Origin of the sequence: Microvirga flocculans ATCC BAA-817, assembly GCF_000518665.1 — a bacterium.
GTDB classification, from domain to species: domain Bacteria; phylum Pseudomonadota; class Alphaproteobacteria; order Rhizobiales; family Beijerinckiaceae; genus Microvirga; species Microvirga flocculans.
In genome coordinates, this window is the sequence record NZ_JAEA01000002.1 from 212,660 (window position 1) to 227,662 (window position 15,003).

The 15,003-nt window shown below is 63.3% G+C and carries 12 protein-coding genes; 7 read left to right on the forward strand and 5 right to left on the reverse strand.

Features of this window, described 5'->3' with window-relative positions:
- Positions 1-70 precede the first annotated feature (70 nt).
- Both L879_RS0104145 and L879_RS24565 read left to right on the forward strand, forming a co-directional pair.
- Complete coding sequence (locus L879_RS0104145; RefSeq protein ID WP_027314991.1) at positions 71-412, forward strand: DMT family protein; 342 nt, start codon at positions 71-73, stop codon at positions 410-412.
- A 163-nt stretch (positions 413-575) separates the two neighbouring features.
- Positions 576-848, forward strand: coding sequence for a hypothetical protein (locus tag L879_RS24565; protein ID WP_368086305.1), 273 nt, complete (start codon positions 576-578; stop codon positions 846-848).
- A 10-nt stretch (positions 849-858) separates the two neighbouring features.
- Here the strand turns inward: L879_RS24565 and L879_RS0104155 are convergent, their stop codons facing one another.
- From L879_RS0104155 to L879_RS0104165, 3 genes are all read right to left on the reverse strand, one after another.
- A complete protein-coding gene (locus L879_RS0104155) occupies positions 859-1,998 on the reverse strand; it encodes a PQQ-dependent sugar dehydrogenase (RefSeq protein WP_027314993.1) in 1,140 nt (379 codons plus the stop codon).
- Between the two features lie 80 nt (positions 1,999-2,078).
- Positions 2,079-2,270 carry a hypothetical protein gene (locus L879_RS0104160; protein ID WP_027314994.1) on the reverse strand — a complete coding sequence of 64 codons (192 nt, stop codon included), beginning with the start codon at positions 2,268-2,270 and terminating at the stop codon, positions 2,079-2,081.
- Between the two features lie 211 nt (positions 2,271-2,481).
- Complete coding sequence (locus L879_RS0104165; protein WP_027314995.1) at positions 2,482-3,462, reverse strand: Bug family tripartite tricarboxylate transporter substrate binding protein; 981 nt, start codon at positions 3,460-3,462, stop codon at positions 2,482-2,484.
- Positions 3,463-3,585: 123 nt separating this feature from the next.
- Between L879_RS0104165 and L879_RS0104170 the strand changes: the two genes are divergently transcribed.
- Both L879_RS0104170 and L879_RS0104175 read left to right on the forward strand, forming a co-directional pair.
- Entirely contained in the window at positions 3,586-4,788 is a 1,203-nt protein-coding gene (locus L879_RS0104170) for a pyridoxal phosphate-dependent aminotransferase (RefSeq protein WP_027314996.1), read from the forward strand.
- A 131-nt stretch (positions 4,789-4,919) separates the two neighbouring features.
- Positions 4,920-5,195, forward strand: coding sequence for a hypothetical protein (locus tag L879_RS0104175; RefSeq protein WP_084020711.1), 276 nt, complete (start codon positions 4,920-4,922; stop codon positions 5,193-5,195).
- A 43-nt stretch (positions 5,196-5,238) separates the two neighbouring features.
- Here the strand turns inward: L879_RS0104175 and L879_RS24465 are convergent, their stop codons facing one another.
- On the reverse strand, positions 5,239-7,317 hold the full coding sequence (locus tag L879_RS24465; RefSeq protein WP_154664079.1) for a PD40 domain-containing protein: 2,079 nt from the start codon (positions 7,315-7,317) through the stop codon (positions 5,239-5,241).
- A gap of 271 nt (positions 7,318-7,588) precedes the next feature.
- Between L879_RS24465 and L879_RS0104185 the strand changes: the two genes are divergently transcribed.
- Positions 7,589-8,062, forward strand: coding sequence for a DUF992 domain-containing protein (locus L879_RS0104185; protein WP_035458643.1), 474 nt, complete (start codon positions 7,589-7,591; stop codon positions 8,060-8,062).
- 76 nt (positions 8,063-8,138) lie between these two features.
- Here L879_RS0104185 and L879_RS22580 read toward each other — a convergent pair whose 3' ends face one another.
- Entirely contained in the window at positions 8,139-10,679 is a 2,541-nt protein-coding gene (locus L879_RS22580) for a calcium-binding protein (protein WP_051435026.1), read from the reverse strand.
- 384 nt (positions 10,680-11,063) lie between these two features.
- Between L879_RS22580 and L879_RS0104195 the strand changes: the two genes are divergently transcribed.
- Entirely contained in the window at positions 11,064-13,106 is a 2,043-nt protein-coding gene (locus L879_RS0104195) for an elongation factor G (protein WP_027314999.1), read from the forward strand.
- 143 nt (positions 13,107-13,249) lie between these two features.
- Positions 13,250-14,980 carry an AMP-binding protein gene (locus L879_RS0104200; RefSeq protein WP_027315000.1) on the forward strand — a complete coding sequence of 577 codons (1,731 nt, stop codon included), beginning with the start codon at positions 13,250-13,252 and terminating at the stop codon, positions 14,978-14,980.
- Positions 14,981-15,003: the final 23 nt, after the last annotated feature.

A 15,003-nucleotide genomic window follows, 5' to 3' on the forward strand; every position in this document is an offset into this window, starting at 1 on the left:
ATCCGCCGCTTGACAGGCGAGCGCAGAGGGGTAGGGCAATGCGCGCATTCCAGCCTGCCCGGAACCCTTCATGAGCCCCCATACCGCGCCCGTCCTGATGCTGATCGCGTCGAATGTCTTCATGACCTTCGCCTGGTACGGGCATCTCAAGTTCAAGGCATCGCCTCTCTGGCTCGCCGTGATGGCCAGCTGGGGCATCGCCTTCATCGAATACTGGTTCGCCGTCCCCGCCAACCGGATCGGCTCTGCCGTCTATTCGGCGGCCGAGCTGAAGACCATGCAGGAGGTGATCACCCTCGTCGTGTTTGCCGGGTTTTCCGTGCTCTACCTGAAGGAGCCGCTGGGCTGGAACCACCTGATAGGGTTCTGCCTCATCGCCGCCGGCGCGGCCTTCATCTTCCAGGGGCGATGAAATCATCGTGAGTTCAGGCTATTCCGGCAATCCATTGCCAAAGAAGCTTGGGCTTAAGGACGGACAAAGAGCCGTCTTCATCGGTCTGCCCGAGAGTTTGGCTTGGCTGGCGGACTGCGTCGCTTTCCAGGAGTGCACTGCCAACTTCTCTTTGCCCGAGGAGTTGACCGGACCCGTCGACGTGGTCCATCTGTTCGCCTTGGCGGCGGCCGACCTCGATCCGGCGCTCGCGTTCCTGCGCCGCAGGATCGCGCAGGACGGAATGATCTGGGTGTCATGGCCGAAGAAGAGCGCGAAGGTGCCGACGGATCTAACGGAGGATGTGATCCGCGCCTCGGCGCTCCGGAACAATCTCGTCGACGTGAAGGTCTGCTCCGTCGACGAGATATGGTCGGGGCTGAAGCTTGTGGTTCCGAAGGCGCTGCGCACAGGCTGAAGCGTCGGCCTCAGCTCGCGGGCCTTATGCGCAGGATGCGGCCGCTGCGGGAATCCGTGAGCAGGTAGACGAAGCCGTCCGGTCCCTGGCGCACGTCGCGGATGCGCTCGCCGAGTTGCTGCAGCATGCGCTCCTCGCCCGTCACCCGGTTGCCGCTCGTCTCCAGCCGTGAGACGAGCTTCCCCGCCAGCGCGCCGACGAGGACGCTGCCGCGCCAGGCCGGGAACTTGTCCCCCGTGTAGAAGGCCATGCCGGAGGGGGCGATGGAGGGATCCCAGTAATAGACGGGCTGCTCCATGCCTTCCTTCCTCGTGCCTTCACCGATCTTGGCGCCGGAATAGTCGACGCCATAGGAGATGACCGGCCAGCCGTAGTTCCTGCCCTTCTGCGGAATGTTGACCTCGTCGCCGCCGCGGGCGCCGTGCTCGGCGGTCCAGAGCTCGCCGGTCGACGGATTGAGCGCCGCCGCCTGCACGTTCCGGTGGCCGAGGGACCAGATCTCGGGCCGGGCATCCTCGCGGTTGAGGAACGGGTTGTCGGGCGCAGCGCCGCCTTCCCGCCTGATATGGACGATCTTGCCGATATGGTTGGCCGGGTTCTGCGCCTGATCGCGCAGGTCGAACCGGTCGCCGAGGGTCACGAAGAGATTGCCTGCCCGGTCGAAGACGAGGCGCGAGCCCCAATGGTTGTTGCCCGTGTAGCCCGGCTCCTGGCGAAAGATGACCTGCAGCGATTCCAGGGCGGCGCCGTTCTCAGCCAGCCGGGCGCGGGCGACGGAGGTTCCCGCGCGGCCCTCGCCCCGGTCCTCGGCATAGCTCAGGTAGACGAGCCGGTTCCGGGCGAAATCGGGATCGAGGGCGACATCGAGGAGTCCGGCCTGTCCGCGCACGGCGATCCTGGGAAGACCCTGCAGCGGCTCGGAGAGATTGCCGCCGGCATCGACGATGCGCAGCTTGCCCGCGCGCTCCGTGACCAGCATCCGGTTGTCGGGAAGAAAGGCGAGCCCCCAGGGATTCTGCAGGTCGCGGGCGACCGTCTCGACGATCACCTCCACCTTGTCGGTGCGAAAGCGCTGCGTGTCCTGAGCCAGAGCGGAGGGAAGGGCGCCGAGGGTCAGGGCGCAGGCCAGGGCAACACGAAGTCCGAACATCACACTCTCTCCGTCGTTCCGATGCCGGAGAGCTAGACTCCTGCGGCAGGGCGTCAACCGTCCCGCCGTTCACGCGCGCGTTATCGCGGGGAATAGACGTGGATAGTCTTCGTGTCCCGGGCCGAAAGGGTCTGGGTGGTGGCCATCACGGAGAGGGTCGCCAGACCCATGAGCATGATCAGGGCGAGCGAACGACGGCTTTCCTGGCGCGGATCGAGCCGGGGGATTCGGGACGACACGTGATAGGCTTTTCGGGCGCGAAAGGTGCTCATCGGTTCTTTTCCCACAGCCCCGCATGGGCTGCGCGAGAAAAACCTGTGTGATTCAGGAAAGTTCCCGCATTCTGCGCAAGTGTTGCCTGCGCTCTTTCGGCTAACCCCTGGTATTAACGATCCATTAACTTTTATGGCCGGGCCTTGCGGGCAAAGACTCAAACGGAAATGGCCGGGCGGGCCCGGCCATCCTGGAAGTGTCAGGTAAACCTTACTCGGCCTTGATGCCAGCGGCCTTGATGATCTCGGCCCAGGTCTGGATCTCCTTGGCGAGGTAGGGCTTGAAGGTTTCCGGGTCGCGCACGTTCAGGGTGAAGCCGAGCTTGGTGATGCGCTCCTTCACGTCTGGCTTGTTGAGGATCGCGATGATCGTGCCCGAGAGCTTGTCGAGAACGGGCTTCGGCGTGTTCACCGGGGCGAAGAAGGCGGCCCAGGATTCCGCATCCGCATTGGCGATGCCCTGCTCGCGCAGGGTCGGCACGTCCGGAGCCTGCGGGTTGCGCTGCGGGCTCGCGATGCCGATCGCCCGCATCTGGCCTGCCTGGAACTGGGAGAGCACGCTCGGCAGGGTCGAGTTCGACACGTCGATGCGTCCCGCCATGATCTCGGTCACCAGGGGAGCCGCGCCCCGGAAGGGCACATGGGTCATCTTGATCCCCGTGCGGGTCATGAACAACTCGGTCGCCAGATGCGAGCCGGAACCCACGCCGGTGGAGCCGTAATTCAGCTTGCCGGGATCCTTCTTGGCGAGCTCCACCAACTCCGGGATCGTCTTGACCGGCAGATCGTTCTTCACCACGAAGACGTGCTCGAAAGCGCCCGCGCCCGCGAGCGGGGCGAAATCCTTCACCGCGTCGTAGCCCGGGTCTTTCAGCAGGAACATGTTGTTCCCGTGGGTCTGGTTGTTGCCGAAGATGATGGTGTAGCCGTCGGGGTCGGCCTTCGCGACCGCCCGGGTGCCGACCGCGCCTGACGCGCCGGCCAGGTTCTCAACGATCACGTTCTGGCCGAGATCCTTGCCCATTTCCTCCGCCACGATGCGGGCGATGACGTCGGTGGGGCCGCCCGCCGGATAGGGCACCACCATCTTGATGACGCGGGTGGGGAAATCCTGGGCCGAGGCGGCGCCGGCCAGCAGGGCTGCGCTGGCGAAAAGGCCGAGGGCGAGGCGGCGGGTGACGGAATTGGTCATCGGGAAGGACGTCTCCTCAAAAACCCGGTCGGGCGGGGCTGTTTTGCTTGCTTGGGCGGCTTGACCGCATTAGGGTCCGCCGCCGTCACGATCCTTTCTTACCGCCCCGATCGGAGGATTCCCATGGGCTTTTTGTCTGACGCCCTTTCCCGCATCAAGCCGTCTGCAACCATCGTCATCACGCAGAAAGCGCGGGACCTGAAGGCTCAAGGGCGCGACGTGATCAGCCTCTCGGTCGGCGAGCCGGATTTCGACACGCCCGAGAACATCAAGGAAGCCGCCATCGCTGCGATCCGGCGCGGCGAGACGAAATACACGCCGGTCCCCGGCATCGTGCCCCTGCGCGAGGCCATTGCCCGCAAGTTCAAACGCGAGAACGGCCTCGACTACAAGCCCTCGCAGACCATCGTGTCCACCGGCGGCAAGCACGTGATCTACAATGCGCTGCTCGCGACCCTGAATCCGGGCGACGAGGTCATCATCCCGGCGCCGTACTGGGTGTCCTATCCTGAAATGGTCGTTCTCTGCGGCGGCAAGCCTGTCTTTGTCGACTGCACGATGGAGCACGACTTCAAGCTCCAGCCGGAGCCGCTCGAGCGCGCCATCACGCCCAAGACCAAGTGGATCATCCTAAACTCGCCGTCGAACCCGACGGGCGCCGCCTATTCCCGCGCCGAGATGAAGGCGATCACCGACGTGCTGATGCGCCACCCGCATGTGTGGGTGCTCACCGACGACATGTACGAGCACCTGACCTACGGCGATTTCGAGTTCGTCACCCCCGCCCAGGTCGAGCCCAACCTTTATGAGCGTACGCTCACCATGAACGGCGTCTCGAAGGCCTATGCCATGACCGGCTGGCGCATCGGCTATGCGGGCGGTCCTGAGCATCTCATCAAGGCGATGGACTTCGTGCAGGGCCAGCAGACCTCCGGCACGAGCGCGATCTCGCAATGGGCCGCCGTGGAGGCGCTCGACGGGCCGCAGGATCATCTCAAGGTCTTCAAAAAGGCTTTCGAGGAGCGCCGCGATCTCGTGGTCTCGATGCTCAACCAGACGAAGTATCTGAAGTGCCCGATGCCGGAAGGCGCGTTCTACGTCTATCCGTCCTGCGCCGAGGCCATCGGCAAGACCGCGCCTTCAGGCAAGGTCATCAAGACGGACGAGGACTTCGTGTCCGAGCTGCTCGAAGCCGAAGGCGTCGCTGCGGTTCACGGCTCGTCCTTCGGTCTCGGCCCCAATTTCCGCATCTCCTACGCCACGTCGAACGCGCTGCTGGAGGATGCCTGCCACCGCATTCAGCGCTTCTGCGGATCGCTTCGCTGAGGCATCGGACCCAAAAGTGGGCGCCACTTTTGGGATCCATTCGATGCTCATCTCTTAAGGGGCGCATCGTCGATGCGAAAACCGGACCCACTTTTCGCTCGCGCGGCCCGCTGGGTCAGGAGGATGCGCTGATGACCCTGCCGCGGACCTTCCATCCGGATCCCACGGCAGAGCCCTATAGGGCCGATCCTGCCTCCACCCACCGCGTGAAGTTCGACGCCCGCGTCGACTTCACCAATGGCGGTCATGTGGAGGCTAGGGACTTCCTTCTCGACATCGAGGGCGAGAGCCTTGCTCCCGAGCGTCTGGCCGAGATGATCGTCTCGGCCATGAACCTTCTGCGCGCCGGCCCGGTGACGATCACGGCGATGCGCATCGTCAGGCGCGGCGAACATCGGGACGGGTGAAGCGTCCCTCTGCCCGAGACGGGAGAGGGACGCACCCGATCCCTTACAGCACGAACCAGCCCTTGCTGAGGTCGAACGAGCCTTTCAGCTTGATCACGGCCTCGGCGGACTTGTCGCTGTCGGTGTTGAGATAGACGTAGGTGTAGCCCTTCGTCTTCTCGTAGCGCACTTCCCCGGCCTTGCTGAAATCCTTCTTGCCGATGAAGCTGAAGTTCTGATCGCCGCTCTTCTTCGTGTTCGCGTCGATGGACCGCAGGTCGATCCGGTCGCCGCTACGGCCGGAGAAGTCGGCGATTGTATCCGCCTTGCTCTTCGAGGAGCTCGTCTCCCTGTCGTCGAACACGAACGCATCGCGGCCCGAGCCGCCGGTCAGCGTGTCCGTTCCCGATCCACCGATCAGGCGGTCGTTGCCGGAGCCGGCATCGAGGCGATCGTTGCCGCTGCTGCCATAGAGCGAGTCGTTGCCCGATCCGCCATCGAGACGGTCGTTGCCGGCGCCCGCGCTGAGACGGTCGTTGTTGGAGCCGCCGAGCAGGATGTTGGCGTAGCTGTCGCCGGTGAGGCTGTCCTTGCCCGATCCGCCGGAGAGGGTGTCGGCGATGGCGGTGTTGCGCACCAGGGTGCCCGCGCCGAGATTGACGGTATGCGCCACTTTCCACGTGAGTGCGCCCTCCGTGAGGATCACCGTGGCGTTCTTGATCCCGGTCGAGGCATAGGCATGGCTGAAGGCGGCCTTGCCGCCGGCGGGCGTGACGGTGCTGCTCGTGTTGTCACCCCAGGCAATGGTGGCCTTCGAGGCAGCACCCACGCCGAGCGTGGTCTCGATGTAGCGGCCTCCTGCGATGGCAGCCGTATTGGCCTTGTAGACCAGGTTCACAAGAAATAGGTCTTTACTGTCATTCGTGTCGCCGGCAACGAGATTGCTGGCGTCGCTGTCGAACACAACGTAACGCCCGTCAGGGCTGAATACGGCACGGCTGCTGCCACTATTCCCTTGACCGTCAGCTCCTTCGGACAGGCAACTGATGGCGCCGGTTAAAATATCCTTGAGGTAAATGTGATCGCCACCATCGTTAACGCCAGAGACAAGGTCCTTCGCGTTCGATTGGAAAACTACATAGCGTCCGTCCGGCGTTATGCGCGCGCTGATACTACTGCCGCTTGCTTCTTGATTTCCTGCATTGGTGGAAACGCGGATAATCTCTTGGGTTAAAAGGTCTTTACGGAAGATATCGTCTGCATTGTTAGTATCGCCTTGGACGAGATTGTTCGCGCTGCTTTGGAAGATCACATAACGTCCATCCGGTGTGATCTGTGCCCCAGAACTGGCTCCCATTTCAGCCTGTTCGCCACCAGCTGCTACGGAGACGCAGACGATCTCTCCTGTCTGCATATCCTTACGAAACACGTCTGACTTCCCATTTGTATCGCCTTCGACCAGGTTGGTTGCCGAACTGGTAAAGACCACATAGCGCCCGTCCGGGGTGATTCTTACATCAGAACTCTGGCCATTAGATGTGGGTCCATTGGTTTTGTTAGAGACAAGAGTGACTTCACCACTCTCCATATCCTTCCGAAAGATATCTACAAGGGAACTCTCTCCATTAACGAAGGTGGCCTCACTCTCAAAAAAAACGTAGCGCCCATCCGCGCTGATACAGGCAGCTCTACTTTCGAGAGCAGCTTCATCGCCATTGGCGTAAGTGGACACACGGACGGTTTCTCCGGTGAGTAAATCCTTGCGAAAAACGTCCATCATGCCGTTCTTGTCATTCTCTACCAGGTTGTTCGCCCAGCTTTGGAAGACCACATAGCGCCCGTCTGCGCTTATGCCCGCATTAACGTTCCACCCATTAGCCGGCTCGGCATTTGAACCAGCGCCTATGGAGACAAGCGTAACGGCACCAGTGAACAAATCCTTCCGAAAGATATCTAGCATATTATTCGTGTCGCCAGGCACGAGATCATTGGAAAAGCTTTCGAACAACACGTAGCGTCCATTTGCGCTGAACTCGGGATTGTAGCCGCCTGAACTCGACTGCTCACTATTTGTCCGTGTAGAGACACGGCTTATGATATCGGCCCAGACCGGGCGGAAAACGGATTGAACGGTCAGATACATGGCGGAAGTTCCGTGAATCGGCGCAAAGGGGTGATGGGGCCATCAAGGGGGAGAAGATTCCCCTGCGCAACTCTCTGAATGGAGGGGATTGCCCTTCTCCGCGCGATGTTTCCCTTGCGGGGCAAGGCTTTTTTGGGGGGGCGAGGGACCGTTGCTTCGGCCTCAACGGGGTTGGGGCCGGCGCCATGAAGGCGCGGATTGACTTTCGTCATGGAACGCCGCCGCGCTTGCGCCGTTAATCGCTAAGCTTCCACAAGCTGAGGAGATCGCCATGATCCGCGCCGCTTTGCCCATCGCCACCTTCGCGCTTCTCGCCGCCCTCGGCCCGACGCAGGCCGAGGCTCAAACCCGGACCCGCGCCGGTGTCCTGACCTGCAACGTCTCGGGGGGAATCGGCCTCATCGTGACCTCGCAGAAAACCACCGCCTGCACGTTCCGGCCCCGGCGGGGCAGGATCGAGCATTATGTGGGCGTCATCCGCAAGTTCGGCCTCGATATCGGCGCAACGAGCAAAGGTGTCCTGACCTGGGCCGTCCTCTCGGGAGGTCGCCTCGGCCCCGGCGATCTGGCCGGCAGCTATGTGGGCGCCTCCGCCGAGGCCACTGTCGGCGCGGGGCTCGGGGCCAATGCGCTGGTCGGCGGGTCGAACCGATCCGTCGCTCTCCAGCCTCTGTCCGTCAGCGGTCAGACCGGGTTGAACTTCGCGCTGGGCGTCGGCGATTTCGAGCTGCGCGCCGTGCGATGAGGCCGTCTCAATACTGAATCGGCCCCGCGAGGCGGGGCCGATTGTCGTCCGTAGAAGAAAATGATTTCGCGCCGGATCAGAGGACGAACCAGCCCTTGCTGAGGTCGAGCGAGCCTTTCAGCTTGATCACGGCTTCCGCCGCCTTGTCGCTGTCGGTGTTGAGATAGACGTAGGTGTAGCCCTTCGTCTTCTCGTAGCGCACCTCCCCGGCCTTGCTGAAAGCCTTCGTGCCGATGAAAGCGAAGTTCTGGTCGCCGAACTTCTTCGTATTGGCATCGATGGCCCGCAGGTCGATCCGGTCGCCGCCCTTTCCTGAGAAGTCGGCGATGGTGTCCGCCTTGCTCTTCGAGGAACTCGTCTCCCTGTCGTCGAACACGAAGGCATCGCGGCCCGAGCCGCCGGTCAGCGTGTCCGTTCCCGAGCCGCCGATCAGGCGGTCGTTGCCGGTTTCTCCGCTGATCTTGTCGCTACCGCCCGAGCCGGAGATTTCATCGTTGCCGCCGCGTCCCTTCAACGTGTTCGTTGCCTTGTTGCCGACCAGCAGGTTGGCCGAGTTGTTGCCGGTCAGGCTGATCGCGCCAGCATTGGGATCCGCCTTCAGGGCCTCCATCTTGGAGGAAGCGGCGAGGGTATAGCTCCTCTTGGTCTGGATGACGTCGATGGCGATGCCCGGCCTGTCGACGATTTCACCCTCCGTGGCATCCGCGTAGACGTTGACGCCTGCGCCGCCGTCAAGAACGTCGAACCCGTTGCCTCCAACGAGCGTATCGTCACCGGCGCCGCCCACCAGTGTGTCGTTGCCGTCTCCGCCGACGAGGGAATCGTTCCCGTTGCCGCCGGTCAGCGTATTGGCGCCGCCGTCGCCGACGAGCGTGTCGTTGAAGTCCGAGCCGATGAGGCTCTGGATGAGCGTGTAGGTGTCGCCGGTGGCCTCGCCTGCATTGGCGCTCCGGTTCTGGAGATTGGCGACGACGCGGCCCGTCGCCTCCTCGTAGCTCGCGACATTGAGGCCCGCGCCGCCGTTCAGCTGGTCGGCGCCTTCTCCGCCGCGGAGGATGTCGTCGCCGTTGCCGCCCTGGAGAATGTCGTTCCCGCCGAGCCCCAGGAGCAGGTCGTTGCCGTCGCCGCCCTGGAACTCATTGGCCTGAGCGTCGCCGATCAGTTGATCGTCGTGAGTCGAGCCGACGATGACTTCCACGTTCTTGAACGTGTCGCCTGCGGCTTGGCCGGTATTGAATTCCGGATGAGAGAGAAAAACGACGACTCCGCCTTCGGCATTCTGATAGGTCGCGGTATCGCGGCCGCCGAGACCGTCGATCAGTCCCTTGACCTTGGTCGCATCGAGCAGGTTGTCGCCGTCATCGCCCATCATGACGTTCGGCACCGGATCGGGATCCGGGTCCGGATCGCCCGAGCCGGGGATGCCCGTGTCGAAGACGCGGGCACGGATGCTCAGGTCGTAGTCGGTCCAGCTGACCATGAAACGACCGTTTGCCAGCGCCGTGATGGATGAACTCATCTGGTTCCCGGCCGTTTGGGTCGACACGACGAAATCGTCGCTCGTCCGCTGACCGTTCGCATCGAACGCGACGGCGCGGACGTCGATATCGAACTTGGCAGGGCCGGTAATAACCCTGGACTCGAACGCAACCACGAATCCGCCATTGGAGAGGGCTGAGACGACCGGTGCGTATTGGGCGCCAGCCGTTGTCGTGTTGACGATGATCTCGCCCGTGCGCGGCGTTCCGGTTCCGGTGAAGATGCGGGCCTTGACGCAGCTGTCCGAGCCGTCCTCTTGCGGATTGTAATCCGTCCACACGACGACGAGATCGCCATTCGAGAGGGTGGTTATGGAGGCCTGCCCCTGATCGGCCACGGTCGCTGTGTTCACCCGAACCCGAGCCGTAATGTAGTCCTTGGGATCGCCGCCTCTGTAAAGCTCCATGTAGATGCCATCGCCGTTTCCGTCGGTGCCGGTCTCGGACAATTGCGTCACCGTGGCGACATGGGCATAGCCGCCATACTTCAGGCCGGTAATGTCGCCCTGGGGTGAGTGATAGTCCAGACCGGTTACAGCAAGGTACTCGCGAGTGCCGGTTGCGGTGAATGTGTATGCCATGAAACGGGAGCCGCCATAGTCGGGCGCATTATCGTTCCAGCCAATCATGTATCCGCCGTCCGCGAGAGCGGCGACCTTCGGAACCATATCGGTATCGACGCTGAATATTCCGCTTGGCGAGATGGTTGCCCCAAGCTTCGACCCGTCGGATGTCAGAAGCTGCGCGACGATATCCCTGTTCAGCGGATCGAATTCATTGGTCGGGATATTCGAGCTGTCCCAGGCTACAAGGATTCTGCCGTCCGTCAGGACAGTCACATCGGGATTGCGCGCAAGTTGCTCGTTGGGTCCGCTGAGCGTGATCTCGGTTCCGAGTTTCTTTCCCGCGGCGTCATAGATCTGAGCCTGAATCGTCTGCCCTTCAGTGCCATAGCGCTGCCAGACGGCAATGAAACCGCCATTCTGCAAGGCGGCGATTTTGCCATTCTCTTCCCGGAAATAGAGCTGGGGATTTCCGGCGATTTTGATTTCATTGCCTGAAGCGGTCGGCTGCGCCATGGGGAGGACTCCGAAACGGGTTCAATTTTTAAATCGATATAATATATCAATATGTCACTTTTGCGCTTCCCCGCCACGCCCGGGAAGGATCATTTCAAGCGCGGTCTGCGCGTGAGGGTTGTGCTGCGTCCTGGTTGACCGGCCGCCTGGGGCCGGGAGACCTGGGAATACGGACATCGCTTAAGGATACGAGGGCATTCTCGGCGCGCGGCAGATGGGTGCGAGCCGGGCCTGCGATTCCATAAAAACCTTGCCATTCCACCACGACAGGCAGAGCATTCATGCTAACGCGCCGCTAGCATCGTGCGGAAATGAGGATCCGATTTTCCGAGCGATGCTTTCGAAGAGCGCGCCAGGAATGGGGGCAGGGAAGGATGACGTCCTATGGCACCCAACGGCAGACAGGTTTCGGGCCCGCGATGCATCGCCATCGTCGGCCCGTTTCAGAGCGGCAAGACCACGCTTTTCGAGGCGATCCTCGAGCGGACCGGAGCCATATCGCGGGCCGGTCGCGTGGCGGATGGGGACAGCGTGGGCGATGCGAGCGCCGAGGCCCGCGCCCATGTCATGAGCATCGAGCCCAACGTGGCCACGGTCGAGTTCCTGGGTGAGGGCATGACCTTCGTCGATTGCCCCGGCTCGACGGAATTCCTGCACGAAATGCGCAACATCACGCCCGTCTGCGATGCGGCGATCGTCGTCTGCGAGGCGGACGAACGCAAAATTCCGGCGCTCGAAATCATCCTGCGGGAGCTCGAAGAGGCCGACATTCCGCGCTTCCTCTTCATCAATAAGGTCGATGCCGCCAGCCAGCGCATCCGCGAAACGCTCGCCCTTCTGCAGCAGGCCTCTCGCACGCCGCTGCTGCTGCGCCAGATCCCTCTCTGGAAGGATGGAATCGCCGTCGGCTTCATCGACCTCGCGCTGGAACGCGCCTTCATCTATCGCGAGCATGCCCCGAGCGAGATCGTCGAGATGCCCGACGGCGAGGCGCCGAGGGAACGCGAGGCGCGCTTCGCGATGCTCGAACGGCTGGCCGATTACGACGACGAGCTCATGGAGGACCTGATCTCCGAGATCGAGCCGCCGCGCGACATGATCTTCGACGATCTCTCGCGGGAGCTGCGGGAGCGGCACGTGGTTCCCGCCCTGATCGGCTCGGCAGAGCGCGGCAACGGCATCACACGCCTGCTCAAGGCCCTGCGTCACGAGGCTCCGGGTCTGGCCGAAACCCGGGCGCGCCTCGGCATTACCGAGGAGGGGCCTCCTCTCGCCCAGGCCATGAAGACCCTGCATCTGGGGCAGGGCGGTAAGCTCTCCATCGCCCGGGTGATGCGCGGCGCCTTCCATGAGGGCGACACCGTCATGGCCTCCCGCGGAGCCGAGGCCCGGATCGGCAGCCTGCTCACGCTGATGGGCTCAGCTACAACCCGCAAGGCGGAGGCCGTGGCGGGCGACACGGTCGGCTTCGGCCGGCTGGAGGGCATCGCCACCGGCGACAGCTTCGCCGCCGGCAAGGCGAGGCCCGAGGCCATCGTGTCGGTCGCGCCGCCCGAGCCGGTCTATGCGCTGGCCCTGAAGGTCAAGGACCGCAAGGACGACGTGCGGCTTTCGAGCGCGCTCTCCAAGATCACGGAGGAGGATCCGTCCCTGGCGGTGGAGACCCGCCCGGAAATCGGCGAGATCCGGCTTCACGGGCAGGGCGAGATGCATCTGCGGGTGGCGGTGGAGAAGCTCGCCTCGCGCTTCCAGGTCGGCGTGGAGACGACCAGGCCGAGGGTCGCCTATTGCGAGACGATCAAGCTGCCGGCGGCCGCGCGGGGTCGGCACCGCAAGCAGACCGGCGGCCATGGCCAGTTCGGCGACGTGATGATCGAGATCAGGCCGCTGCCGCGCGGGGAGGGCTTCGCCTTTCAGGACCGGATCACCGGCGGCGTGGTGCCGCGCCAGTACATCCCCTCCGTCGAGACCGGGGTCCGGGATGCGCTCAGATGCGGGCCTCTCGGCTTTCCCGTCGTCGATCTCGCCGTGACCCTGACCGACGGCTCCTACCATACGGTGGATTCCTCGGACGCCGCCTTCCAGGCTGCCGCCAAGCTCGCCCTCGCTGAGGCCCTGCCGAAGGCAAAGCCCGTGCTGCTGGAGCCGGTGCTGTCGGTGGAGATCACGATCCCCTCCGATGCGCTCTCCAGGGCGACCGCTCTCGTGACCGGGCGGCGGGGCCAGATCCTCGGCTATGACGAGCGGCCCGGCTGGAACGGCTGGCAGGTACTCAACGCCTCCATTCCGGAATCCGAGATCGGCGACCTGATCGTCGAGCTGCGCTCCGCGACTGCGGGCGTCGGAACCTTCTCGACCCGGTTCGACCACATGGCCGAACTCAGCGGCCGTCCGGCGGACATGGTCCTGCAGAAGGCTCACAGCTGAGAGCTCATGACCTGGACGGTTGTAGATGATCGTTCAGGTCTAAACTATTTCCATCGACAAATCCGATCTTCCGCGCCAAGTTAAGGTTTGTTGGAGACGCCATCTCCCATCAAATAAACCTCGCCCCGAAGCGGAGGACGACAATGAACGCCACGACGCCGACGCCTGTTGCGGCAGGCGCTATGGATGCGCCGCAGACCCGCCCCTGGCTCGCTTCCTATCCTGCACAGGTTCCTCCAACGATCGACGACGCCAAGATCGGCACGCTCAACGACATCTTCCGGGAGGCCCTGGCGCAATACGCGCACCGGCCGGCCCTCGAGAGCTTCGGCAAGCGTATGACGTATGGGGAGCTTGGGCGCGCGGCGGATGCGGTCGCCTCCTGGCTTCAGGGGCAGGGCCTGAAGAAGGGCGACCGGGTCGCCATCATGATGCCCAACGTCATGGCCTATCCGGCGATCCTGTTCGGGGCTCTTCTGGCTGGCGGCATCATCGTCAACGTCAATCCGCTCTACACGCCGCGCGAGCTGACCTACCAGCTCAACGATTCCGGGGCGCGCTTCCTGTTCGTGCTGGAAAACTTCGGCCTCACGGTCGAGGAATCGCTGCCGGATCTCACCCTGGACAAGGTCGTCCTGGTGGCTCCGGGCGATCTGCTCGGCCTGAAGGGGGCCGTCATCAATCTCGTCTCGCGCTACGTGAAGAAGGCGGTCAAGCCCTTCCGCCTGCCGAAGGCCGTTTCCTTCAAGGCCGTCATGGCCGAAGGCTCCGGCCGGAAGCCGCAGCCGGTGGCCGTCACGCGGGACGATATCGCCTTCCTGCAATACACGGGCGGCACGACGGGCGTCGCCAAGGGCGCGACCCTTCTCCACCGCAACGTGGCAGCCAACGTGCTTCAGCTCGAAGCCTGGATGCTCCCCTTCGTCGGCAACCGGGAGGACCACCTGATGGTCACCGCGCTGCCGCTCTATCACATCTTCGCTCTGACGGTCTGCGGGTTGCTGATGGCGAAGATCGGCGGATGCCAGCTGCTGATCGCCAATCCGAGGGACATTCCGGGCTTCGTCAAGACGCTGCAGAAGAGCCGCGTCACGCTCATGTCGGGCCTCAACACCCTCTACAACGCCCTTGCCCACGCCCCGGGCATCGAGAAGGTGGATTTCTCGCAGCTCGTCTTCGCCGTGTCCGGCGGCATGGCGACCCAGGAAGCCGTGGCCAACATGTGGCAGGAGGTGACCGGCCAGCCCATCGTGGAGGGATACGGCTTGTCCGAAACCTCCCCGGTGGTTTGCGCCAACAGGCTGGATATCGAGAAGTTCACCGGCACCATCGGCTATCCCCTGCCGTCGACGGACGTGAGCGTTCGCGGCAGCAATGGGGAAATCCTCCCCACGGGAGAGAGGGGAGAGCTCTGCGTCAAGGGTCCGCAGGTGATGGCGGGCTACTGGCAGCGGCCCGACGAAACCGCGAAGGTGATGACCCCGGACGGCTATTTCCGCACGGGCGACGTCGCCGTCATCCAGCCCGACGGGCAGGTGAAGATCGTCGACCGCATGAAGGACATGGTTCTCGTCTCCGGCTTCAACGTCTATCCCAACGAGGTCGAGGACGTGATCGTGAAGCATCCGGGCGTCCTGGAGGCGGCCGTGATCGGCTTGCCGGACGAGCATTCGGGAGAGGCCGTGATCGCCTATGTGGTCCGCAAGGATCCGAAGGTCACGGAGGACGAGCTGCGTCATTTCTGCCGCGAGAATCTGACCGGCTACAAGGTGCCGCGCCGCTTCGAGTTCCGGGAAACGCTGCCCAAGACCAATGTGGGCAAGGTCCTGCGCCGTGCATTGAAGGAAGAGGTGGAGCGGTCCCAGGCCCACTGACCCGAAAGGGTTGAGGCCAAAAA

What these genes read in the sequence shown, in the direction of transcription:
- L879_RS0104145 (WP_027314991.1), top strand. Translation starts at nt 71, where the DNA reads ATGAGCCCCCATACCGCGCCCGTCCTGATGCTGATCGCGTCGAATGTC.
- L879_RS0104155 (WP_027314993.1), bottom strand. Translation starts at nt 1,998, where the DNA reads ATGTTCGGACTTCGTGTTGCCCTGGCCTGCGCCCTGACCCTCGGCGCC.
- L879_RS0104160 (WP_027314994.1), bottom strand. Translation starts at nt 2,270, where the DNA reads ATGAGCACCTTTCGCGCCCGAAAAGCCTATCACGTGTCGTCCCGAATC.
- L879_RS0104165 (WP_027314995.1), bottom strand. Translation starts at nt 3,462, where the DNA reads ATGACCAATTCCGTCACCCGCCGCCTCGCCCTCGGCCTTTTCGCCAGC.
- L879_RS0104170 (WP_027314996.1), top strand. Translation starts at nt 3,586, where the DNA reads ATGGGCTTTTTGTCTGACGCCCTTTCCCGCATCAAGCCGTCTGCAACC.
- L879_RS0104175 (WP_084020711.1), top strand. Translation starts at nt 4,920, where the DNA reads ATGACCCTGCCGCGGACCTTCCATCCGGATCCCACGGCAGAGCCCTAT.
- L879_RS24465 (WP_154664079.1), bottom strand. Translation starts at nt 7,317, where the DNA reads ATGTATCTGACCGTTCAATCCGTTTTCCGCCCGGTCTGGGCCGATATC.
- L879_RS0104185 (WP_035458643.1), top strand. Translation starts at nt 7,589, where the DNA reads ATGATCCGCGCCGCTTTGCCCATCGCCACCTTCGCGCTTCTCGCCGCC.
- L879_RS22580 (WP_051435026.1), bottom strand. Translation starts at nt 10,679, where the DNA reads ATGGCGCAGCCGACCGCTTCAGGCAATGAAATCAAAATCGCCGGAAAT.
- L879_RS0104195 (WP_027314999.1), top strand. Translation starts at nt 11,064, where the DNA reads ATGGCACCCAACGGCAGACAGGTTTCGGGCCCGCGATGCATCGCCATC.
- L879_RS0104200 (WP_027315000.1), top strand. Translation starts at nt 13,250, where the DNA reads ATGAACGCCACGACGCCGACGCCTGTTGCGGCAGGCGCTATGGATGCG.